14 protein-coding genes are annotated in these 23,026 nt (G+C 43.0%); 9 read left to right on the top strand and 5 right to left on the bottom strand.

Annotated elements, in window-relative coordinates; genetic code table 11:
- Positions 1 to 4 precede the first annotated feature (4 nt).
- Together D7D25_RS04410 and D7D25_RS04415 are read right to left on the bottom strand one after the other, a co-directional pair.
- On the bottom strand, positions 5 to 3,082 hold the full coding sequence (locus D7D25_RS04410; protein ID WP_158602537.1) for a SusC/RagA family TonB-linked outer membrane protein: 3,078 nt from the start codon (positions 3,080 to 3,082) through the stop codon (positions 5 to 7).
- Between the two features lie 408 nt (positions 3,083 to 3,490).
- A complete protein-coding gene (locus D7D25_RS04415) occupies positions 3,491 to 7,444 on the bottom strand; it encodes a hybrid sensor histidine kinase/response regulator transcription factor (RefSeq protein ID WP_122967742.1) in 3,954 nt (1,317 codons plus the stop codon).
- Positions 7,445 to 8,224: 780 nt separating this feature from the next.
- On the opposite strand from D7D25_RS04415, the gene D7D25_RS04420 reads away from it, so the two are divergent.
- The gene (locus tag D7D25_RS04420) at positions 8,225 to 9,748 is read left to right on the top strand and encodes a glycoside hydrolase family 172 protein (RefSeq protein ID WP_221407953.1); all 1,524 of its coding nucleotides are present in this window, start codon (positions 8,225 to 8,227) and stop codon (positions 9,746 to 9,748) included.
- Between the two features lie 137 nt (positions 9,749 to 9,885).
- Positions 9,886 to 11,295 carry a 23S rRNA (uracil(1939)-C(5))-methyltransferase RlmD gene (rlmD, locus tag D7D25_RS04425; RefSeq protein ID WP_122967744.1) on the top strand — a complete coding sequence of 470 codons (1,410 nt, stop codon included), beginning with the start codon at positions 9,886 to 9,888 and terminating at the stop codon, positions 11,293 to 11,295.
- A 36-nt stretch (positions 11,296 to 11,331) separates the two neighbouring features.
- On the opposite strand, the gene D7D25_RS04430 is transcribed toward rlmD, so the two are convergent.
- Both D7D25_RS04430 and D7D25_RS04435 read right to left on the bottom strand, forming a co-directional pair.
- On the bottom strand, positions 11,332 to 12,246 hold the full coding sequence (locus tag D7D25_RS04430) for a TraB/GumN family protein (protein ID WP_122967745.1): 915 nt from the start codon (positions 12,244 to 12,246) through the stop codon (positions 11,332 to 11,334).
- A 196-nt stretch (positions 12,247 to 12,442) separates the two neighbouring features.
- Positions 12,443 to 12,964 (bottom strand): ferritin, encoded by a 522-nt coding sequence (locus D7D25_RS04435; RefSeq protein WP_122967746.1) that lies wholly within the window; start codon positions 12,962 to 12,964, stop codon positions 12,443 to 12,445.
- A 224-nt stretch (positions 12,965 to 13,188) separates the two neighbouring features.
- On the opposite strand from D7D25_RS04435, the gene D7D25_RS04440 reads away from it, so the two are divergent.
- From D7D25_RS04440 to D7D25_RS04460, 5 genes are all read left to right on the top strand, one after another.
- Positions 13,189 to 14,382: a pyridoxal phosphate-dependent aminotransferase family protein gene (locus tag D7D25_RS04440; protein WP_122967842.1), complete on the top strand. Its 1,194-nt coding sequence runs from the start codon at positions 13,189 to 13,191 to the stop codon at positions 14,380 to 14,382.
- A 216-nt stretch (positions 14,383 to 14,598) separates the two neighbouring features.
- Positions 14,599 to 16,077, top strand: coding sequence for an IMP dehydrogenase (gene guaB / locus D7D25_RS04445; RefSeq protein ID WP_122967747.1), 1,479 nt, complete (start codon positions 14,599 to 14,601; stop codon positions 16,075 to 16,077).
- Between the two features lie 269 nt (positions 16,078 to 16,346).
- Positions 16,347 to 16,883, top strand: a complete 537-nt coding sequence (locus D7D25_RS04450) for an RNA polymerase sigma factor (protein ID WP_122967748.1) — start codon at positions 16,347 to 16,349, stop codon at positions 16,881 to 16,883.
- 12 nt (positions 16,884 to 16,895) lie between these two features.
- Positions 16,896 to 18,269 (top strand): outer membrane beta-barrel protein, encoded by a 1,374-nt coding sequence (locus D7D25_RS04455; protein ID WP_122967749.1) that lies wholly within the window; start codon positions 16,896 to 16,898, stop codon positions 18,267 to 18,269.
- A gap of 94 nt (positions 18,270 to 18,363) precedes the next feature.
- Positions 18,364 to 19,638, top strand: coding sequence for an LVIVD repeat-containing protein (locus D7D25_RS04460; protein ID WP_122967750.1), 1,275 nt, complete (start codon positions 18,364 to 18,366; stop codon positions 19,636 to 19,638).
- Positions 19,639 to 19,715: 77 nt separating this feature from the next.
- Here the strand turns inward: D7D25_RS04460 and D7D25_RS04465 are convergent, their stop codons facing one another.
- Positions 19,716 to 20,480 (bottom strand): protein-L-isoaspartate(D-aspartate) O-methyltransferase, encoded by a 765-nt coding sequence (locus D7D25_RS04465; protein ID WP_255417175.1) that lies wholly within the window; start codon positions 20,478 to 20,480, stop codon positions 19,716 to 19,718.
- Positions 20,481 to 20,749: 269 nt separating this feature from the next.
- On the opposite strand from D7D25_RS04465, the gene D7D25_RS04470 reads away from it, so the two are divergent.
- Both D7D25_RS04470 and D7D25_RS04475 read left to right on the top strand, forming a co-directional pair.
- Entirely contained in the window at positions 20,750 to 21,859 is a 1,110-nt protein-coding gene (locus D7D25_RS04470; protein ID WP_158602539.1) for a C40 family peptidase, read from the top strand.
- Positions 21,856 to 23,013 carry a dipeptide epimerase gene (locus D7D25_RS04475; RefSeq protein ID WP_122967752.1) on the top strand — a complete coding sequence of 386 codons (1,158 nt, stop codon included), beginning with the start codon at positions 21,856 to 21,858 and terminating at the stop codon, positions 23,011 to 23,013. Before D7D25_RS04470 ends, D7D25_RS04475 begins: the two co-directional genes overlap by 4 nt.
- The last annotated feature ends 13 nt before the right edge of the window (positions 23,014 to 23,026 follow it).

A 23,026-nucleotide genomic window follows, 5' to 3' on the forward strand; every position in this document is an offset into this window, starting at 1 on the left:
AGAATTAAAATTCAATAGTTACTGTGCCTGTAATAGTTCTGATATCAGAAGGATATTTTGGCGTATCCGATCCGTTCAATGTTCCTCCTTCTACGGTTCTTGTTTCCGGATCAGGTCCTGAGTATTTTGTCAGAGTAAATAAGTTTCTACCTACTACACCACATTTGATGCTGTTAATGAATGAGATTCCCCATTTTTGTAATTGTTGTGCGGTCAGATTATAATTCAACGACATTTCCCGCATTTTTAAAAATGTAGCATCCTCTGTAAATGATGCTCTGGAATGCTGATTCGCATATGACATAGGCTTCCTTTGTTCCCACGGACGATCCGACATATCCCAGAAAGCGGCATTTCTTCCGGCAAAAGACATATACACTTTGGTATTATTATATAATACACCACCCTGTTGCCATGAGAGTGTAAAATAGAACATCCAGTTTTTGTAATTCAACACATTTATTAAATTAACATTAAAGTCAGGGATCATATTTCCGATAAACTCATTCTGAGAGGTTGCACCATTCTCATCCAATATCGACATTTTAGCTTCGTCCCGGGTCCCTATCATATCTTTCCGAACGACATATCCATAATTATTAATGGTAAAAACATCCTCAACCGTCTGTCCCGGTTTTATGAGTGTGCTTGTCTTTACCTGATCCAGAGAGGTTGCAAATTTACTGGAATAGAGATTTCCATACTTCTCATGGGATGCGACTTTTGTATATCCGATAGTAAAATCCGGTCTGCCCAATTCTCCGACATACTCTGTCAGCTTATCCCAAGTTAGGGTTGCATCCCATCTCCAGTCGTTCCTTTGCAGCAGGTTCGCATTAAGTGAGATTTCATGACTATGTACAAAAAACTCTCCAATATTTATATTCTGATACTGAAAACCCGTTACACCTGATACGGTCATCACATAGGGTAAGTCGGTATTTCTTTTGTTTGAGTAGGTATAAGACAAATCAATTCGATTTAAAAAACGCGTATCTATCCCAACTTCAAGTTCCTGTGATAATGCGGGTTTGAGTTTTTTATTTCCTAATTGGGCTCCGCCATATAAAGTGCCATTGCTAAGAGAGAAGGTTTCGTATTTGGCACCATAATCCGGTAGGATCCCGGCTGTGCCATACGATATGCGAGGTTTAAACATTTGGAAATAGGGTATTTTGAAATCTTCGGTTACATTCCATGCACCGGAAATCCGATAATATGTTTGCCATATGTTATCATCTCCAATCACAGACGCTCCGTCTCTTCTTACCAGACCATCCAGGATATATTTGCCTTTATAATCAAGATTACCTACTGCGGTGTAACTATTGGACACAATGCGGCTTCCCCAGGAAGAATGATCTCGTGTCTCCGGATCGGCCAATTCCAAAGAGGTATTGTTCATCCCTGAAACAGCAAGTCTGGACCCGTTGCCCCATAAACCTTCTGATTTTGAGTCTTCATATAAATACTGCAACTTCAGTGTGGTGGTGATGTCATCAAAAGATTTCGTAAAAAGACCGCTCAATTCGAAGTTATGCTTAAATGTATTTCCGGACCCTTTGTATACATAACCCTCATCCCGGGTGCTTCCATCCGGATAATTCACCAAAAGGCGTCCTTTTGGCGTCAGGTCTTCATCCTGATAGTGGAAAAAATCTAAATTATAATTAACGCTGAATGTTGACCAGAGGGTGGGTATATAGCGAATTCCATAATTTCCTAAAAAACGGTTTGCTGTCCCGCGTTGTATTTTATTGTTTATATCGTACAGAGGATTAATATTATTACGAGTGGATACAATATTCGGATTGACCTTATATGGGGTACCGTCCAGATTATCCGCAAAGAAATTGGCATTGGGATCAGCATAATAGATGTCGTCGAAATTTACGGAGCGACGGTCATTAATCGTCCTTACGTAAAGATTTGATAAGGTAAGCGAAACGGTATTGGAAATCCTGTTATCGAGATTAACCCTGAAACTGTGTCGTTTGACGCCGTCCAGATCACGCACGATTCCGGGATTATGCGTATATTGAATAGAAGCGTAATAACTCATATCCCCATCCCGGGATCGGCTGGTTATGCCTGCAGTCGTGGAATTGAAAAGACGGGGAGTAAAGAAATCATTATATGAATTACTGGACATATTGTATTTATTGTCCCAGATCTGGTCATCGTCCAAAACTCCTCGTGTGGGTTCTCCATTTTCATCGACTACATGTCCGTGGGCGGTCGTTCTTAAAGGTAAAAAACCTATCCAGTTAGCTCCGATCTCGCTTTTTAATGTAACTCTTGAAGTTCCGCTTTCCAAATTACCCCCTCTTTTGGTGATAATATTCACCACACCCGCCGCGGCTTTTGAACCGTAAAAAGAAGCCGCGGCCGCCCCTTTGATGACCTCAATACTTTCAACATCTTCCATGTTAATATCTTTCAACACGCCTGCGGTAATAATACCATCAATAATAATTAACGGCTGAGATGTGCCTGTAAATGAGGTTGTTCCGCGTAATTGAATTACCGGTTCATCCATTGGATTTCCAGTGGTGGAGAAAACCTTTATACCTGGCATTTTCCCTGACAAAGTTGAAGCAACATTGAGTCCCGGTACTTCTTTTATGACTTCGTTGCTTACCTTTTCCACGGTAAAAGATAATTTTTCTTTTGAGGTTCCTTTTGCGACACCTGTAACAACAACTTCTTCTAAAATTTTTGTATCCTCTTCCATTATTATTTCAACATATGATCTGTTTTTCGGGTCAAAATTCATATCCTGAAAGCCTATATAAGAAATTTTTAATACAGCACCGTTGTTTACCTCTAAGGTGAAATTCCCGTCAATATCAGTTACCGTTCCATTGGATGTACCGATTTCTATAATATTTGCACCGATAATAGGTCCCTTTCCGGAGTCTGACACTTTACCTGTAATCCGTTTTTTATTTTGCTGGGTAATTACCGTCGCAATGCTTGAATTATGCGCTTCAGTATTTATTTCAGCTAAAAAAATCTCAGAGGAATTTGCGAACAAGGTAACCGAGCTGAAAAGAACAATGAGCAGTAAAAATATTCTCATTTTTACCTTTTTCATCATACGATCGACCAATGTCGAAAGGATCATACCGTTATTTTGAAGACTAATGTTATTCATACTATCATATTAATTTTATTTCATTTTTTCCAATTTTAAACGTAGGAACTGATTTTATCTGTTCACCATAGCTGGTAGATACCTGAATCTTATCCGATTCTCATTTCTTGATAGATCTAAATTGGTTTTTCTCATAGGCATTCATATTTTTAAATTAAAATATAAGTATATAGTACAAAAAGAAATATTTCAAAGCATTGATAATTAAATAGTACACTGAATACCGCCATAATCATCACAAAGATGAATATGTTTAAATTATGGAAAATGAACTATTGTTCCAAAAAAATGCAAAATCGTATCAAACTAAGGTGAACAGTGTCTAAGTGGTAATTAAAAATCTTTTGGAGTGACACCGAACTGTTTGAAGAAGCATTTTGAAAAATAATTTGGAGAGCTGAAACCTACCATATAGGCGATCTCATTGATTTGATATTGTTTTTGTTTAATAAGTTCGGCTGCTTTTTTAAGTCTGATAAGTAGAATAAAATCATTGGGAGAAAGTTCCGATACATTTTTAACTTTTCGGTAAAGAGTGGAACGGCTCAAAGCCATTTCTTCCGCTAACTTATCTATATTTAAATCGGGTTCATCCAAATTATTATGAATAATATCGATCAGTTTTTGTAGGAATTCTTCATCTGCTTTTGAATGAGTAATACTTTTAAAAGCAAGTTCCGGTGAATTTTTGAATGCTTCCTGCATCTTCCTTCGGTTTTCTAATAAATTGTCGATTCTTGCCATAAGATAATCAACGGAATAAGGTTTTTCTATATATTCATCCGCACCGCAATTTATTCCTTCAATCTTAGATTCCAGATTGGTTCTGGAGGTTAGCAGGATTACCGGTATATGGCTGTATTTTATATTCTCTTTCATCGTCTTGCAAAATTCTAACCCGTCCATTACCGGCATCATTATATCACAGATCACTACATCTACATTTTCTTTATCCATGATACTCATGGCTTCCATCCCGTTTCTACTTTGCAATACGTGGTATTTTTTTGTCAGGTGGCTATAAAGAAGCTTTTGAAATTCTTCATTGTCTTCCACTGTGAGGATTGTATGATTCGGTTTTTTAGGATGGATCGGTAGGGTGTGTGATGTTTTCAATGATGTATCGTACATTTTGTCTGTTTGTTCATCATCTATATTTATACTGTAATCCTGATTAATAGGTAGCGTCATCACAAAAATAGTTCTATCGGGCTTAGAGTTATCACAGTATATCGCTCCTTTATGAAGTTCTACTAATGATTTCACAAATGCAAGACCTATACCGGTGCCCTGTACATTTCTATTTAACTTAAAGAACGGCTCAAATATTTTTTTAAGATACTCATCCGGAATGGTATCCCCATCATTCTCTATTTTTATGGTAAAATTTTTTTCATTGTGGCTGAATACCATTTCTATTACTGTAAGAGATTGCTTCAACGCATTAGAAAATAAATTACTTACTATTTTGGTAAATACTTCCCGGTCAACATCGGCATAAATACTTCCAATTGAAAAACTATTGTTGAATAGTATTCTTTTTGCATCCATGCTTGGCTTGAATCGGCTGATCGTATCTTTTATAATACCAACGACATCGGTTTTTACGAAATTCAAACTAAGGCTTTGAGACTCTGTCTTTCTGAAATCCATGAGTTCATTGACCAGTTTTAATAACCGGTCAACATTACGTTGAACGATTGTAAGATTGTCCCAATTCGGATTGTTTATATCAATATTCTTCATAACATCTTCTAATGGGATTTTAATCAGGCTTAAAGGTGTCCTTATCTCATGGGTTATATGCGTGAAAAAATCGATCTTTGCCGTATATAATTCTTTTTCTTTGGTATTTTCTATCTCCATCAATAATAGTTTGTTACGACGTTTTGTCCTGCGTACAAAAATATATATGCTAAACGATATTATGCCACTTATCATTACAATATAAAACAGGTAGGCAGCAAAAGTTCTGTACCAGGGGGGTAACACATCAATTTTTAATGATGTTTCTGTTTCATTCCAAATGCCGTCACTATTTGATCCTTTTACTCTGAAAACATAATTGCCCGGTGATAAATCAGAATAATTTACCTGATGTGCCTGATTGGCATAGATCCATTCATTATCACGTCCTTCCAGTTTATAAGCATACATATTCCCTCCGGGATACGTATAACTTAGAGATGCGAAACCTATACTAAACACTGAAACATTGTGTGGAACCCTGATACTATGAGTATAAGTAATAGATTTTTCTAACGGCGAATTTTTTTCTGTGAGTGTGACTTCTTTATTCTGAATTTGAAAACTATTCAGAACTACGGGTGGTATATATTCATTTATTCCCAGGTTATCAGGCATAAAGCCAACAAATCCTTTTACTCCCCCGAAATATATTTTCCCGTCATAACTCTTAAACCCGGATTTGTAATTAAATTGATCCCCTAATAATCCGTTTGAATGAGTATATACTGTCACATCCAGATTGTCGGGATTCAACCTGAAAATACCCTTGTTGGTACTTCCCCAGATATATCCTTTATTGTCTTCTATTAATCTGTAAATAACATCATTCGGTAATCCGGTATCAGATGTGATTGCACTTTTAAAAGAGTTCGTATTGACGTCATAAATCCCGAGACCGGCTCCTTCGGTACCAATCCAAAGTCTATTCTTTTTGTCTTGCAATAAGCAAATGATAGATTTTCCCGTATCGTCGGTATTATTTACTGTGGATGGATAATGGAACCATTCGTCTGAAAATCTGTTGTAGGAGAAGATTCCGTCTCCAATAGTAGCGAACCATAATATTCCCTTATAATCTTCAAGTATGTCATTGACCTGATTATTAATCATATCCTCATTGATTCTCCTGAAATTGCTGGATATCTCGTCAAAATATTGAAGTCCGGTCATTGAACCAATCCATATTTTACCGGAAGAGTCTTTATAAATGGAATAAATATTATCGTCCTTAATGGAATTTTCAGATAATGAATTTTTATATGACTTTATTTCTCCGGTGAGGAGATCCGAAACATAAAGCCCTTCAGAGAATGTACCCACCCAAAGCCTGTTTTTATCGTACAGCAGTGAATGGATATTTTTGGCTGATATAAAGCTTTTTCCAAAACTTTTCGTTAGAGGATCGAACCAGTTAAGACCGGCATCTTCCGTTCCAATCCATATTTTTTTGGAAGAATCTTCACAAAATTCACTGATACTTTTTCCGCTAATTGAATTTTCCCCAACAATGGGATAATATTTCTCAAACTGTGAAAAAGCGTAGTTGAAATAGCAAATCCCCCCAAAAAAAGTGCCGACCCATATTCCGCCTTCCCTGTCCTGAAACAGACTGTGAATCGCGTTATCCGACAATGAGTAAGGATCATTATAAATATGCTTCAGGTTAAGATATTTCTCCGATTTAAGATCATAGATGTAGATCCCTGTTTCCGTTCCGATCCACAATTCCTGATTCTCCGTCTTGATCATGCATCTTACAAAAAGCGGTTTTCCATCGTTTCCTTTTTCCAGAAATGGAGTGAAAGTCTCATTTTCCAGATCGAATTTCTGCACTCCCTTATTTACTGTTCCGACGAGCATATAATGAGAATTGTACGAGAGAATTACATTAATACTATTGTCTGGGCTGTCTATTTTTTCTTCATCCAATAAAAACTGTGCAGTTTCGGCACTTTCGGTATTGATTTTCAACAAACCCCTTCCGTGTGTAGCGACCCATAGGTTATCCCTGGTATCGAATAGGAGCTCTCTTACATGTGTATCCCCTAATAGATAGCTTTTCAAATTACCCTGGCAATAACAATATACTCCTTTGTCTTGAACTATTATCCATACATTACCCTCTTTATCCGACTTCAGATCTCTTACAATCCCATCTATTTCTCCTCCCTCATCCGATTGCACATTGAATCGACTGAAACTTTCATATAAAGGATCGTAGATGTAAATCCCGTTCGCTGTTCCAATCCAAATTTTTTCATCCTCATTCTGAAGTATTGAGAAAATTTTATTTGAACCGATTGTATATGCTTCTCCATTTCCTTTCTTAAAGATCCTGAATTGTATGCCATCGTATCTATTCAAACCATCCATTGTGCCAAACCACATAAAGCCGGTTTTATCCTGCATGATGGAATAGACCATATTTTGTGATAAGCCATCCTCCACAGCCATATTTCTGAAATAGTAATCAGAACCCTTCACAAGGATACCATTGAAAAAACACAAATAAAACAGGACAAGTACCTTCGGCTTCATGATCTTTACAATTTATAAATTGAAATTCAAATCAGTATCATCCAGTATCCAACCACCATGTTTCTTTGCAGGAGTGAATGGTCTCTGGTTTATAAAAACAGTTAAATAGAACTTTGATGAGAAAATATTACACTTTTATGGCACAATATTTTCTTCAACAGCAAATTTATGAATTAACTTTGGTTTTCATGAATTTGTATTTAATAAGAAAATAGCATGAATTCAACAGTCCATCAACTGGGGATATTGTTTTTTATGTTACTGATAAGTTTCAACGTTACCTATACCCAACAGGTTGTGTCATTCGAAAGTCTTCTGCAAGAAATGACAGATAGAGAAAATCTGGCGGAATACCCCTCGCCATTTTATACATGTAGACAATTCAGCAGTTATGACAGGGCATCTGTAGATCCTGATCTCAAAAGCTGGTTTGCCAATTGGGACCGGAACATGTTTTTAAGAACAGAAGTCGATCATGATCGAAAAGAATATGTCCTGATGGATGCAAAAGGTCCCGGGGCAATTGTCCGTATATGGATGACTTTTTCCGGTAAAGATTCAGGGAGAGGGATATTAAGGATATATCTCGATGATTATTCTATCCCCGCAATTGAGGGCGACGCTTTAAGCATTATCAGCGGGGGACAATTGGTAGGAGCGCCTCTTTCGAGTTCCGTATCGGACCTGACGGATTATGGTATGAGAGGGCATAATCTTTATTTACCAATACCTTATTCCGACAAATGCAAAATTACTTACGAGAGCGATAATATAAAGAGCATGGGAGCTAAAAGCGGGGAAGAAGAAGCCATATATTACAATATAAATTATCGTATATATGAAAGTAAAACGCAAGTAAAAACCTTTGAAATGTCCCAGTTGCTTGCCGCAAAAGAACTGATAGATACGACTCAGAAAAAGCTAACAGATAAGGATGTCCTCATTTCACAGGAAATGAAAAAAGACACATTGCAAGGATTAATTCCTGTGGGTGAAAATCTGAATTTGACTATACATAACGATCATTCAGCAATACGCAAAATAACCCTCAGGATGAATGCCGGGAATTATGAACAGGCATTACGCAGTACAATAATTCATATTTTGTTCGATGGTAAGAAGGCAATTAGTTGTCCCATAGGCGACTTTTTCGGGACCGGGTATAAAATAAGAAAAAACAGTTCATGGTACACGAAAATTGAAGATGACGGCACTATGTCTTGTTATTGGGTAATGCCTTTTAAGAGAAAATGTGATATTTTGCTTGAAAACAGAGGGGATCAAGATGTGAAGATTGACCATGCGGAGATCATCACTCTTCCCTATAAATGGACGAAAAACACAATGTATTTTTGTTCGACCTGGAAACAATATAGCTTTTTAAGAACAGGGGAAATGAAAAATAATGAAGGAGACGGTTTTCCCTTCGATATAAATTACGTGAAGTTAAAAGGACGAGGAGTGTATGTCGGGGACTGCTTAACTTTGTTCAATACTGTCTACGCATGGTGGGGAGAAGGTGATGAGAAAATATATGTCGACGGTGAATCTTTTCCTTCGCATTTCGGAACAGGAACTGAAGATTATTACGGATACGCATGGTGTCGGCCGGAAAAATTTACAGGACATCCTTTTATAGCTCAACCGGATGGCAGTGGGAATTTTGATCCGGGGTATACAAACAATGTCAGGTTTCGCTCACTGGATGCAATACCCTTCGAAAAATCTTTAAGATTTGACATGGAGATGTGGCATTGGACAAAGGCTGTGATCCATTTTTCACCCATTACTTTTTGGTACATCAGTCCCACAGATATAAAAAATATTCCTCGTTCAAACCTGTCGGATGCATCTTTTCCCGTAGCAATGAGTCGCGAAGATGTAGTTTCACCTGTAATAGTGAATAATAAGGTAGAAGCTGAGAATATGATATTAGAAAAAGTAACAGGAGGTAATTTTCGTTACAGCAACAATGTTAACAGAGGATGGAGTAATAATATGCAGGTTTTTTGGAGTGATATGAAACCAAAAGATACTCTTACGCTATCTTTTTTCTCAAATGAGGAGCGGGTGTCTGATGTGACAATTCAATTTTCCAAAGGTCCGAAGTATGGAACTTTTTCACTTTCAATTAATCAGGGAGATGGTGTAATTATAGATTCATTCGAAGAGAATGATATAATCAATGAATATACATTGAAGAATGTAGTGATTAATAGAGGGAGGAATCTCCTGAATATGGAATATTTGATGCCAGCGGATAAAAATCAGATCGGTATTGACTTTATTGAGCTCTCTGATTAAAAGAGTACACTAATTTGCAAAGAGCGCTAAGGCCGTGTATCCGAAATCCTTTTCAACGGACAAACCTGATTTTGTTTTATGATGTATAAAAGAAATCAGTGGATAAATTTTATCTTTGTAGTTGTAAAGTGAGACAGATGGCAAGAAAGAAAAAGCAACTTCCCTTATTGGAAAACATACTTATTACTGATGTGGCAGCCGAGGGTAAAGCGATTGCCAAGGTGGACGGCATGGCTGTCTTTGTACCTTTTGCGGTACCCGGAGATGTGGTGGATATTCAGCTGACGCGGAAAAAGAACAGTTTTGCCGAGGGTAGGGTGGTGCGCTTTGAGAAGTATTCGGAAAGGAGAACCAAGCCGTTTTGTATCCATTTTGGAGTCTGTGGCGGTTGTAAGTGGCAGATGTTGCCTTATAACGAGCAGTTGAATCAGAAGTACCGGCAGGTGACGGATAACCTGGAGCGGATAGGGAAAATCGACCTGCCCGGCATTAACCCTATCTTGGGTGCACCCGCTACGACCTTTTACCGGAATAAGCTGGAATTCACTTTTTCCAATAAAAAGTGGCTGACTGAGGCGCAAATCGTAAGCAATGAGACGTTCGACAATATGAATGCGCTGGGTTTTCATATCCCCGGCATGTTCGATAAGGTGTTGGATATCGATAAATGCTGGCTACAGGATGATCTCTCCAACCAGATCAGGAATGCAGTCCGGGAGTTTTGCCTGGAGAACGGTTACACCTTTTTCGACCTTCGCAACCAGGTGGGACTGATGCGTACGCTTATCATCCGCAACAGTTCCATTGGAGAATGGATGGTGATTGTGGTATTTTATGAAGATGATCCGGAGAAAAGAGAGAAACTGATGAATTTTATTGCCGGAGAATTTCCGCAAATCACTTCATTGCTCTATATCGTCAACCAAAAAGCCAACGATACGATCACTGATCAGGAAGTGATTGTATGGCGCGGACGTGATCATATTTACGAAGAGATGGAAGGGCTTAAATTCAAAATCGGTTCCAAATCGTTTTTCCAGACCAATAGCGAACAGGCGTATAATCTTTATAAAGTAGCGCGTGATTTTGCACAATTGTCAGGAAAGGAGACGGTCTACGACCTTTACACCGGTACCGGCAGCATTGCCAATTTCGTGGCGCGGAATGCCGGAAAGGTGGTGGGGATAGAATACGTGCCGGAAGCCATCCGCGATGCACAGGAGAACTCCCTACGGAACGGAATCGGCAACACACTCTTTTTCGCAGGCGATATGAAAGATGTGCTCACCGCCGAGTTTATTTCTGAGCACGGGCGTCCCGATGTGATCATCACCGATCCGCCCCGGGCAGGCATGCATAACGACGTGATCGACGCGATCCTTGTGGCTGAACCGGCGCGGATTGTGTATGTAAGTTGTAATCCTGCCACACAGGCGCGCGATCTGAGTTTGCTCGACGGAAAGTACAGGGTTGCCCGTGTCCAACCCGTCGACATGTTCCCCCACACGCATCATGTGGAGAATGTGGTGTTGCTGGAAAAAAGATAAATTTTGTGCGGTCTGGCGAGAATAGATAATGGAAAGTTATCGGCTGACCGCTTCCACATTATATCCCAATTTCTTCAGTCCTTCAATCAGTCCGTCATCTCCCGGCAGGTGCAGGCAGCCGACAGCAATAAACGCGGATTTTTCCTCCATGATAGAGGGTAATTTCTCTAACCACTTCTTGTTGCGGTCGCCGTTCAGCATCTTTTTCTCCTCCTCCGTGGAAGGACAGGGATCGTCGGGTATTTCCTTTTCGTACAGTTTCCGCAGGGACTGGATATCCTGAGCATGGTAAGCGGCCTGCATTTCATCCATCTGCTCTTTCAGCAGTTCCGGATGTTTTATCATACAGGCCAGCATTTCTGCCTGACGCTCCAAGGTTTGTGAATTCAGCAGGAGGTAGATCTGGTCTTCAGCGGTTTCAAGCCCCACCACGGGGCGCGACCGCTTCAGTGCCTCTTCCTGAAAGTAATAATCGATGTTTTGTGCCGAAGCTACGGAAGGATAATATCGCTGGTAGAGTGAGATGGAGATCAGATTGGACAACATGGCCGGTTTGAGTTGCCCCAGTTGGTCGAGACCTGCTCCCACTACGGCGTGGAGCATACTGTCCAATAGGGCCGCGTCCTCGCCGGAGAGTAATGTCGCATAGGTGACATCGGGTGGCAGCATGCCTTCACCCATGATTTTCATCTGCATCTCGGTCATATTACGCATGTCGAGTTCACCCACGGTCTGTTCTGTCTCCTCAAAGGCAGCCTCGATTCCCGCGATGCTCTCCAGGAAGGAGACGGGGACAAGGTGATGTGTCCCGAAAATATAGGATGGTTTCTGTAATCCATTTCCTGATATTTTCCACAAGAGGGAACTTTCTGTCTTGTTTGAAGCTCCGGAGGAACAGGAAAGCAATAAAAATATCGCTGTTACGGCGACCAAAACCTTTTTGTAATGCATACGATTATTATATTCTTTGTGGTTATGGAATTATTTGCTATTGAATGGCACTTGTATTTATTGCCGCACTTTTACGAAACCGGTTTTGGGATTTTTCCCGAAATGACCTTTTTCTTTCCCCATGCCCAGAAAATCAAACAGCAACCAGAAGATCGTGAAAGAGGGTATCACGTCGGTAGCCGGCACGGTGTGAAAATTATTCGCTGCCGTCAGTGGTGTCGAGGGGAGTATAACTCCTTTCGGACAACTCCTTGTCCATCGTGTAAATACCAAAACCATTATCGCCGATCAGCCTTAATCCGTCAATCATGCCCTGGGCTGTTTCTTCCTCTTCCACCTGTTCGCGAACAAACCATTGCAGCATATTCTCGGTGGCAAAATCATTCTCTCTGCGAGACATGCCTACCAAGTTGTTGATCAGGGCGGTCACTTCCCTTTCATGTTCCAATGTCACTTCGAAGGCGTGCAGTAGCGAATCCCACGAGGTGTCTACCTTGTCGATGGGTTGTAATTCCACCCGGTTTCCTTTCGATATAAGATAATTCATCAACTTATGGGCATGATCCTGCTCTTCCTTGAATTGCACCTTGAACCAGTTGGCGAAACCCGGGAGACCTTGGTGCGCAAAATGTACCGACATGGAAAGATAGAGATAACCCGACCAGAGTTCGGCATTAATCTGTTTGTTGATTGCCACTTCTAATTCTTTACTTACCATAGTTCTTCTTGTTTATCATATTAATATCTGCTGATGTTAAAACGTTTTTCAGATTAAAATGTTTAAAAGGGCATAGTTTCAAAAGGTATCCTTCATATTTCAAAAATTAACCCTACTTCAAGAATTAAATTAATTGCTATCTTTGCAAATTGATTGCGTTCATGATTGAAAAGATGCTTCCGGTACTTTTTTAAGTGGGGGCTTATTCTTTAAATTTTTTTCAGATGAATCTTTTAAGGGAAAAAATGATGAAATATGATGCTCCGCAGCGTGCAAAGGCGGCGGGTATCTACCCCTATTTCCGGGCTATTGAGAGCGATCAGGATACCGAGGTCGTCATCAACGGGAAAAAAGTGTTGATGTTCGGCTCAAATGCCTATCTGGGGTTGACCAATCATCCTAAAGTGAAAGAGGCGGCCGTTGCCGCAACCAAAAAATATGGTACCGGAATGGCCGGTTCCCGTTTCCTGAACGGCACACTCGATATTCACCTGGAGTTGGAACGGAAATTAGCCAACTTTATGAATAAGGACGAGGCTATTGTTTTTTCAACCGGTTTCACCGTCAACGAAGGCGTATTGGGATGTCTGACAGGAAGGGATGATTTCATTATCTGGGATGAAAGAGACCATGCTTCCATTATAGAGGGACTTCGCACTTCTTATTCGACAAAGTTTAAATTCCGCCATAACGATATGGCGCATTTGGAGAAACAGTTGAAACGGTGTCACCAGGGAAAGGTGAAGTTGATTGTTGTCGATGGTGTCTTCAGCATGGAGGGAGACTTGGCTAATCTGCCCGAGATTGTGAAGTTGGCCAAGAAATACAACGCCAATATTATGGTCGATGAGGCCCACAGTCTGGGTGTTCTCGGCCGGAAATACAGCGGGCGGGGGGTGTGCGATCATTTCGGTTTGCTCAATGATGTGGATCTGGTAATGGGCACCTTCAGCAAATCACTCGCGTCGATAGGCGGATTCATTGCCGGTGATTACCCTGTTATCAACTTCCTGCGTCACAACGCCCGTACAAACATATTTAGCGCAAGTATTACTCCCGGAGCCACTGCCGCCGCATCCGCCGCCCTGGATATATTGAAGGCGGAGCCCGAACGGGTGAAAACATTATGGGAGCTGACTCATTATGCCATCAAACAATTTGAGGAGAGAGGTTTTGAACTGGGTCCGACCGCGACACCCATTATGCCGCTTTATGTGCGTGACAATGACAAGACTTTCCTTGTCACCAAGCTTCTCTTCGAAGAAGGTATCTTTGTCAATCCGGTAGTTTCACCGGCAGTCTCTGCCGGCGACACCCTGATCCGCTATTCGTTGATGGCCACACATACCAAAGAGCAGGTCGATTACTCTATTGAGCATATTACCAAAATATTTAAAAAATTGAGTATCTTGCCCTAGCGCGATAACTCTGTAGACAAGAACTTCAATGACGCTGTTGATAATAGCTTGTTTATATGACGAATGAATAATTCTTTTATTCGTATGACTTCGTGCCGAATATTGGCTGTTTCCCGGACTTAAGCGAATCTGTCATTAAAATTAACATCCTCTATCCCATTAATTCGCGAAAAAATACCTACTTTTGTATGCAATAAAAAATAAAGGTAAAATCTTATGTCATTTATTGCAGATAAAATCATCATGGAAGGGTTGACTTTCGACGACCTTCTGTTAGTCCCCGCTTACTCGGAGGTGCTCCCCAAGAATGTAGATCTCTCCACTCAGTTTTCCAGAAATATATCGCTTAATATTCCCATGGTTTCGGCAGCCATGGATACGGTGACCGAAACCACGATGGCTATCGCTATTGCCCGCGAGGGAGGGATCGGTGTGATCCATAAGAATATGAGCATTGCGGAGCAGGCCAAACAGGTGCGTGCGGTGAAACGTGCCGAAAACGGAATGATCCTGAACCCTATCAGTATTACCCCTGACAAGAAAGTCTCTGATGCGCTGGCCATGATGGCCGAGTTCAAAATCGGCGGAATTCCCGTGGTGGACAGGGACAATAAACTGGAAGGTATCGTCACGAACCGGGATCTCCGTTTTGAGAAGTCGATGGACAAGCGGATCAGTGAAGTGATGACAAAGGAGAATCTGGTCACTACCCGTCAGACGACTAACCTGGAGGATGCCGCGGAGATTCTTCAGCAATATAAAATCGAAAAATTACCCGTGGTCGATTCCAATAATAAGTTGGTCGGTCTGATCACCTATAAAGATATCACAAAAGCCAAGGATAAGCCGTTTGCCTGCAAAGATGAACAGGGGCGGCTGCGTGTGGCGGCGGGAATTGGTGTGACGCGCGACTCCGTAGAAAGGGCGACAGCCCTTATTGAGGCGGGTGTGGATGCGATTGTCATCGACACCGCGCATGGCCATTCCAAAGGGGTGGCAGAGATGCTTAGACTGGTGAAGAAGACCTTCCCCGAAATCGATGTGGTGGTGGGTAATATTGCTACCGGAGATGCCGCCAGATTTCTGGCCGATGCCGGTGCCGATGCCGTAAAGGTGGGAATAGGTCCCGGATCGATATGTACCACCCGTGTAATTGCGGGGGTAGGGGTACCCCAGTTGTCGGCTATCTATGAAGTGGCTACCGCGCTGAAAGGCACGGGTGTGCCTGTGATTGCCGACGGGGGATTGCGCTATTCGGGAGATATTGTGAAAGCGTTGGCCGCCGGAGGCTCTTCGGTGATGATGGGCTCATTGCTTGCCGGTACCGAAGAGTCGCCGGGCGAGACGATTATCTTTAATGGCCGTAAATTCAAATCTTATCGGGGAATGGGATCACTCTCTGCCATGCAGCAGGGTTCGAAAGACCGTTATTTCCAAGATGTGGAGGATGATATCAAGAAACTTGTTCCGGAGGGAATCGAAGCCCGTGTGCCGTTCAAAGGGACACTGCAGGAGGTGATCTATCAGATGGTGGGTGGACTTCGTTCCGGTATGGGTTATTGCGGGGCGGAGAATATTAAGAAACTGCATCAGGCCAAATTCACCCGTATTTCCGCTGCCGGATATGTTGAAAGTCACCCACATGGAGTGATGATCACGCGTGAAGCGCCCAATTACAGTAAGGGGAGCGAGTGACCCTTTCCGGAATAGCGATATTAGCTATTAGCGTGCATTGGTTAGCAGATTTATTGATTTACTGATTTATTGATTAGTGGATTGATAAATCTGCCGATTATTAATTCTCGTGTCGTCTCATTCTCGCATTGCCATGTTAACCTTTTCCTTTGCCTAAACGCATACACTTTTCGAATTACGCTCAGACTAAAAAAATTAATCAAATATTTGTTGTATCTCTGCAACGTTTTGCTTTCAACGAACGTCTTTATAATAAACAGGGAAATTTTATGTCGGAACAACGATTAATACTTGCTTGCAGGCAGGGAAAATTGTGGGCGAGGAAAGAGGTGTACGATCAGTACGCTCCGTCCATGATGGCTTTATGCAGGCGCTATGTCTCCGATGTGGAAGATGCCAAAGATGTGTTGCAGGAAGGGTTTTTGAAGATTTTTATCGAGATAGGGCAATATTCGGGAAGAGGTTCTTTCGGGGGTTGGATAAGGAAAATTTTTGTGAACACCTCGCTTGATTATATGCGGAAAAAGAATCGCTTGAAGCAAAAGGAACTGTTAACGGATGTTGAGATAGAATGTTTCGGGAGTGTTCCCGATCTGGCAGAGGTCACGGCTGACGATTTAATCCGTTGCATCGACGAGCTTCCCGACACCCATCGGACGGTTTTTAATCTCTTTGCGGTGGAGGGCTTTAGCCATCGGGAAATTGCCGCATTGCTGAATATACCCGAAAGCACGTCGCGGTCGTTTTTTTTCAGGGCAAGGCAATTGTTACAAAAGAAAGTCACAGAGTTAATGGATCACAAATAACAGGTAGCAAATATGCAGTCAGACGATAAATATACAGACAAGCCGGATGACTTTTCGAGGAGGGTCGGGGTGAAGCTGCGCGAGCATCAGATGCCTGTTGATTCAGGCGTGTGGGACTCGTTGACGGAGAGACTCCCGACACCCAAAAGAGCTGTTTTTACCTATTGGCCATGGGCGGCTGCCGGCATAGCAGGCGTGGCAGTGGTGTTGTTGTTTTTGATTAATCCTTTGGCTGACGAATCGTTGCTTACAGAGCATTCGCAACCCAAAAAACAAATCCAACAAGAGAAAGCCGTTCCGGAAATCATATCAGATGAAACAGAGGGCCGGACAGATAAAGAGTTGGACTTGAAACAAATTGTTGATGATAACAGCAGGGAGCCGGACAAAAATAGGGAATTAGTAGGGATTGCGAAACCCCAAAAAACATCAGAATCCCAAAAAACATCAGAACCGGAAAAGAAACTACGGCCGGCAGAAACTATGGGGCTGGCAGAAGCTTCTGCACCGAGAGAAAGGGAGAAGTCAACAGAGATCACAAAACCGGAAGAGATCATGATTCCCGAAAGGACAACAAAGCCCGATGTGATTGGGGTGTTGGCCGCAACTGTGAAATTGGAGGAATTTCCGGCAACGGAAAGAACGCCATATCCGGGAGAGATGGTGAAAACAGATACGGTGGGTTTTGGGGAACAACCGGGGCTTCGGTCGCTGATCGCCGCATTGGGTAGCGGAGGTGCCCCTCTCGATTTCTCTTTAGGAAGTTATGATGCGGCTTATCCGCAACACGACTATCATTTTCCGGGTGGCAAGTTTAATGGTGGAAATGGATTGGGTTCAGGTGGTGATTATAATCTGCTTAATCCCGGCGATTATACTGAGGTCGTGCATCATCTCCCCGTCTCGGTCAGCCTGACGGCTGATTTTGCGGTTGCCAAGGATATGAGTCTGGAAACCGGATTGTCATACACTTACCTGTTTTCACGTTACCGGCGCAATGATGATTTCATCTATAGGGGCGCGTTACGACAACATTATATAGGCATACCGGTGAACCTGAGATATACCCTGTGGCAGAATGATGCGTGGAAAGTGTATCTGTTGGGTGGGGGAAGTATCGAAAAGGGGCTGCGGTCTGTGTACAAACAGGAGATTGAGCGCAATGGCGGCGTTGTGTACCACACCAACCTGTATAGCCACATCAAAGGATTCCAGTTCTCCGCCCAGGGCGGAGTCGGTTTCAGCTATCGCTTGCAGGGTAACCTGAGCTTGTTTGGCGAGCCCAGAATCGTATATTATTTTAACAATAACCAACCCATGAGCGCCCGCACGGAAAATCCGTTGATATTCGGCTTGAATATGGGGATAAGGCTGCAGGTTAAGTGAAAAGTGAAGAATGAAGAATGAATAGTGAAAAATGAATAATTAAGAATGAATAATTAAGAATGAATAATGAAGAATTAAAAATGAAGAATGAAGAATGAAGAAACTGACTTTTTTGCTATTGATGACCGGCCTGTTTGCTTTGCCGGGGTGCAGGGATTATGTAGATGAATATGTAACCTACACACAGAATGAACCTGTTTTTATGCCGGCTTCCGAATTCAGAAGTGCTGTGAATGTAGAGCAACCCAGACCTATTGAGAAACAGGGGAAGATAGCCTTTTATGACGGTTACCTCTATATCTCCCAGCCGCAAAAAGGAATCCATGTGGTGGATAATCGCGATCCGTCGAATCCGCGGAACGTTGCTTTTATTGAATTATTGGGAAATGCGGATATGCACGTCCGTAATAATGTGCTGTATGCCGATTCATATATCGATTTGGTATGGTTCGACATCCGCGATCCGGCCAAACCGCTATTCAAAGGACGGAAAGAAGAGGTGTTCCCGCAGGCGTTACCTCCCACCGAAAATGGATTTGATGTTGATTACGAAAAAGTGATGGATCGGAACAACGGAATTGTGGTCGGATGGAGAACCGTGGAAAGAAAAGAGCTTGTCCGCACTTATAAACCCCGCTGGTGGAGTTGGGGAGGGTTGACCGAAAAGATGGTCTACAACGATCCCGTTTCGTATGGGGGAGGAAGTGTGGGAGCCGTCGGTTCCATGTCGCGGTTTGCTATTTATCAGGACAATCTCTATACGGTGATAAACAACCGGCTTGGCATTTTCGATCTCTCGGAAGTGACACCTGGGAAAGTGGCTGACGATGTGCCTGTGGGATTTAACGTGGAAACGATTTTCAGTTATAAAAATTGCCTGTTCATGGGCACTCCCACGGGGATGATCATTTATTCGGTAGAAGATCCGTTAAAACCCAAATACCAGTCTATGATTACCCACGTGTTCGGCTGCGACCCCGTAGTGGTGGAGAACGATATCGCTTATGTGACGATCCGTTCGGGGACTTTCTGCGGACAAAATGCCAACTCATTGATTATTGTGGATGTGAGCAACGTAAAGCAACCCAAACACATTGTGACTTACAATATGCAAAACCCGAAGGGCCTGGGAATAGACAATGGAACGCTTTTTGTCTGTGACGACGGCCTGAGGATATTCAATGCGGAAGATCCCACCACCATTATGCACAAGGATAACATATTGGCGCATTTCAAGGAAATAAACGGGCTTGACGTGATTCCCTTCAATAATGTGTTGATGATGATAGCCGAAGACGGCATATACCAGTACGATTATACCGATGTGCGGCATATAAGGCAATTGAGCCGTTTGCCAATCGGTAAATAAAACTTCCCTGTTGGCTCAATTGCCTGCTGCCGTTGGAGAAATTCAACGGCAGCTTCTTTATTGGTGAAAGGGATTTTCTATTCTACAGTCCCTTCCTGCATGGGGACAAAGATAAAATCCCCGTGTTCCGATTCCTTGAATTCATTCTCGCTCACCCGTCGGATAACGGTCATTTTTTGTCCGGCCCTCCCACCTACAGGAACCACCATCCATCCTCCCACCCGCAATTGTTGCAAGAGTTTTTCCGGGATCTTCTCCGGCGCGGCGGTGATCAGGATCTTATCAAAAGGCGCATGTTCGGGGAGCCCTTCAAAGCCGTCACCAAAAAAGAGGTGCGGATAATATCCCAGTTTATTGAGTGTCTCTTGGGCGGTCTGATACAAATTGTGATACCTCTCTATAGTGTAGACCTCCGCCTCCATCTCACATAATATTGCCGCCTGATATCCGCTGCCTGTGCCTACCTCCAACACTTTTTCGCCTGCTTGCGGTTGAAGTAGTTGGGTCTGATAGGCCACCGTGAAGGGTTGAGAGATGGTCTGTCCGCTTTCGATGGGTAACGGACGATCCTGATAAGCATATGCCCAGAGTTGTTCATCGATAAAGGAATGCCTCGGGACGTTACCAATAGCGGTTAAGACACGTTCGTCGGAAATACCTTTTTTTCTCAATTCTTTGGCAAGTTTTTTGGCTTCGCGGTGCGGCCGGGAGAGATCTGTCATAGGGATATCTGTTTTTTTCTGCTGTTTTTTTGTATGGTTCGACGCACAGGTGACCATCCCTGTACCACAAAGGACGATAATGAATACCGGAATGAGATGTTGTTGCTTTACTCTTCTCATAATATGCGAGTTCTGATGTGATAAAAGCAAAGATAATGATATTCTGTGTCTTATCTAAATTTTTCGTTCAATTAATTTCAGTTCAATAAAAAGTCGTATATTTCGCACAATTTTAGAAGCTGTTTTGAATTTTTTAATCCATTGTCAGCATTCTTCTGATGGATTTGGATTTTCACGGTTTCCTAATAGCGGTAATTAAAATGCAAAAAACGGTTTTTTTATTTCTTATGCTTTTTTCAACGTTATCTGTTACGCCTCAGCATTGTGACATGGACTCTGTGATTCAACGCTTAAAGGAGAAACACGCCCCTGATAGCCGTGTGGAGGTGTTTGACATTGTGGCAACACAGAGAAAGGATACCATTGTGCTTCAAGGTGAAACGACCAGTATGCCTGCTTATGAGGAATTGATCCTGCTGGCCGGCAGTATGCCAGGGCAGATGGAAGAGAGTATCCGCCTTTTACCCGATAAGGAACTGGGTGACGCAATATGGGGTGTGATTTATAATTCTGTCGGGACGCTTCGTGCCGAACCCCGCTACGGTTCCGAGCTGGTGTCGCAGGGACTGCTGGGCATGCCGGTAAAGATATTGGAAAAGCGTGGAGGATGGTGCCGCATTCAGACCCCGGATAAATACATCGGCTGGATCAACGGATCGGTAAGGGCGATGACACAGTCGGAACGGCAGCAATATCTGCGGCAACCGAAGGTTGTTGTTACATCCGTTTTTGCGCGATCCCAGCAAAGGGCGGACAGCGATTTTCCCCCGGTTTCCGACCTGGTGGTCGGCAACATGCTGGTTGTAAAAGGTGAAAAAGAGGGATTTTATCAGGTAGTATACCCTGACGGGCGTGAAGCCTATGTCCGCAAATCGGATGCCAAAGAAACGACTGACTGGTTGAAAAGTATGGACCTGGCCGGCGAAAGTATTGTGAATAGCGCGTACCGGTTTATGGGAGTGCCTTACCTGTGGGGAGGGACCTCTTCCAAGGGCTTGGACTGTAGCGGATTTACCAAGACAGTCTATTTTATGCACGCTATTATTCTACCACGGGATGCCTCCCAGCAGGTTCATTGCGGGAAGCTGATAGACTCCTCCGGAGATTTCAGTGGCGCCTTGCCCGGAGACTTGTTGTTTTTCGGCTCGAAAGCCACTGATGATAGTCCGAAAGAGCGTGTAGTGCATGTCGGCATATATATGGGTAATAAGCGGTTTATCCATGCTTCCGATTATGTCCATATCAACAGCCTGGATCCTGCCGATCCGCTGTATGATGAATTTAACGCGAACCGTTACCTGCGCACCAAAAGGATTATTGGTGAGGTGGGTACGCCGGGGATTGAAAATATTTTTGAAAATGAATTTTATAAGCAATGACACAGAACAGACGTCAATTTATACGTTCATCGGCGTTGGCGACGATGGCATTGGCGGCGCCATCATTTCCCGCGATCGCATCCGTGAAAAAATTATCTAAAATTTCCACTGATAAAATGAAACTATCCTGGACTCCCTACCACTTGCAGTTGAATCATACTTTTACCATTTCCGGGTTTTCACGTACCACCACACCCATCGTGTTGACCAAAATAGAATACCACGGCCTGGAAGGGTATGGCGAAGCCTCATTGCCACCTTATCTGGGTGAAACACAGGCCTCGGTGATCGAATTCCTGAAGAAAGTGGATCTTTCCGTTTTCACCCCCAATGGTCATATCGAAGAAATCATGTCGTATGTCGATGGCATTGCCGTGGGCAATACCGCGGCGAAAGCGGCTGTGGACATCGCCTTGCATGACTTGGTGGGGAAAATCGAGGGGGCGCCGTGGCATAAGATGCGCGGATTGGACAAATATGATGTGCCAGATACCACTTTTACCATCGGTATCGATACCGATGAGGTGGTGCGCGAAAAGACGCGTGAAGCGCTTGGCCGGTTCAATATCCTGAAGGTGAAGGTGGGTGGTCCGGACGATAAGAGGATGATCGAAGCCATCCGCTCTGAAACCGATCTCCCGTTGGCGGTGGATGCCAACCAGGGATGGAAAGACCGCCGTCAGGCACTCGATATGATTTTCTGGATGAAAGAGAGGGGCGTAGTGATGGTGGAACAACCCATGCCGAAGCACGATCTGTATAACATTGCCCTGCTTACCGAAGAAAGCCCCCTTCCCGTTTTTGCCGATGAGTCGGTACAGCGGCTCTCCGATGTGGAGCGTATGAAAGGCGTCTTTTCAGGGATCAATATCAAGTTGATGAAGTGCACAGGCATGCTTGAAGCGTGGAAAATGCGGGAACTGGCCTGTTCATTGGGGATGAAGGTGATGATAGGTTGTATGACAGAGACTTCCTGTGCCATATCTGCTGCCGCCCAGCTCTATGCGGGAATGGATTTTGCCGATCTCGACGGAGCGCTCCTGATAGGGAATGATTGTTTCGAGGGGGCAAAACTTGAGAACGGGAAGATCATCGCCTCCGACCAGCCCGGTATCGGGGTAAAACCGATCAAAGAGTTGTCCTTTGAAAGATAAAAATCTTGTTCCT

Source organism: Proteiniphilum sp. X52 (genome assembly GCF_003712195.1).
Taxonomy (GTDB): Bacteria; Bacteroidota; Bacteroidia; order Bacteroidales; family Dysgonomonadaceae; genus Proteiniphilum.

Bases quoted from the DNA above. Each gene is read 5' to 3' on its own strand.
- D7D25_RS04410 (WP_158602537.1), bottom strand. From the start codon at position 3,082: ATGAGAATATTTTTACTGCTCATTGTTCTTTTCAGCTCGGTTACCTTG.
- D7D25_RS04415 (WP_122967742.1), bottom strand. From the start codon at position 7,444: ATGAAGCCGAAGGTACTTGTCCTGTTTTATTTGTGTTTTTTCAATGGT.
- D7D25_RS04420 (WP_221407953.1), top strand. From the start codon at position 8,225: ATGGGAGCTAAAAGCGGGGAAGAAGAAGCCATATATTACAATATAAAT.
- rlmD (WP_122967744.1), top strand. From the start codon at position 9,886: ATGGCAAGAAAGAAAAAGCAACTTCCCTTATTGGAAAACATACTTATT.
- D7D25_RS04430 (WP_122967745.1), bottom strand. From the start codon at position 12,246: ATGCATTACAAAAAGGTTTTGGTCGCCGTAACAGCGATATTTTTATTG.
- D7D25_RS04435 (WP_122967746.1), bottom strand. From the start codon at position 12,964: ATGGTAAGTAAAGAATTAGAAGTGGCAATCAACAAACAGATTAATGCC.
- D7D25_RS04440 (WP_122967842.1), top strand. From the start codon at position 13,189: ATGAATCTTTTAAGGGAAAAAATGATGAAATATGATGCTCCGCAGCGT.
- guaB (WP_122967747.1), top strand. From the start codon at position 14,599: ATGTCATTTATTGCAGATAAAATCATCATGGAAGGGTTGACTTTCGAC.
- D7D25_RS04450 (WP_122967748.1), top strand. From the start codon at position 16,347: ATGTCGGAACAACGATTAATACTTGCTTGCAGGCAGGGAAAATTGTGG.
- D7D25_RS04455 (WP_122967749.1), top strand. From the start codon at position 16,896: ATGCAGTCAGACGATAAATATACAGACAAGCCGGATGACTTTTCGAGG.
- D7D25_RS04460 (WP_122967750.1), top strand. From the start codon at position 18,364: ATGAAGAAACTGACTTTTTTGCTATTGATGACCGGCCTGTTTGCTTTG.
- D7D25_RS04465 (WP_255417175.1), bottom strand. From the start codon at position 20,480: ATGAGAAGAGTAAAGCAACAACATCTCATTCCGGTATTCATTATCGTC.
- D7D25_RS04470 (WP_158602539.1), top strand. From the start codon at position 20,750: ATGGACTCTGTGATTCAACGCTTAAAGGAGAAACACGCCCCTGATAGC.
- D7D25_RS04475 (WP_122967752.1), top strand. From the start codon at position 21,856: ATGACACAGAACAGACGTCAATTTATACGTTCATCGGCGTTGGCGACG.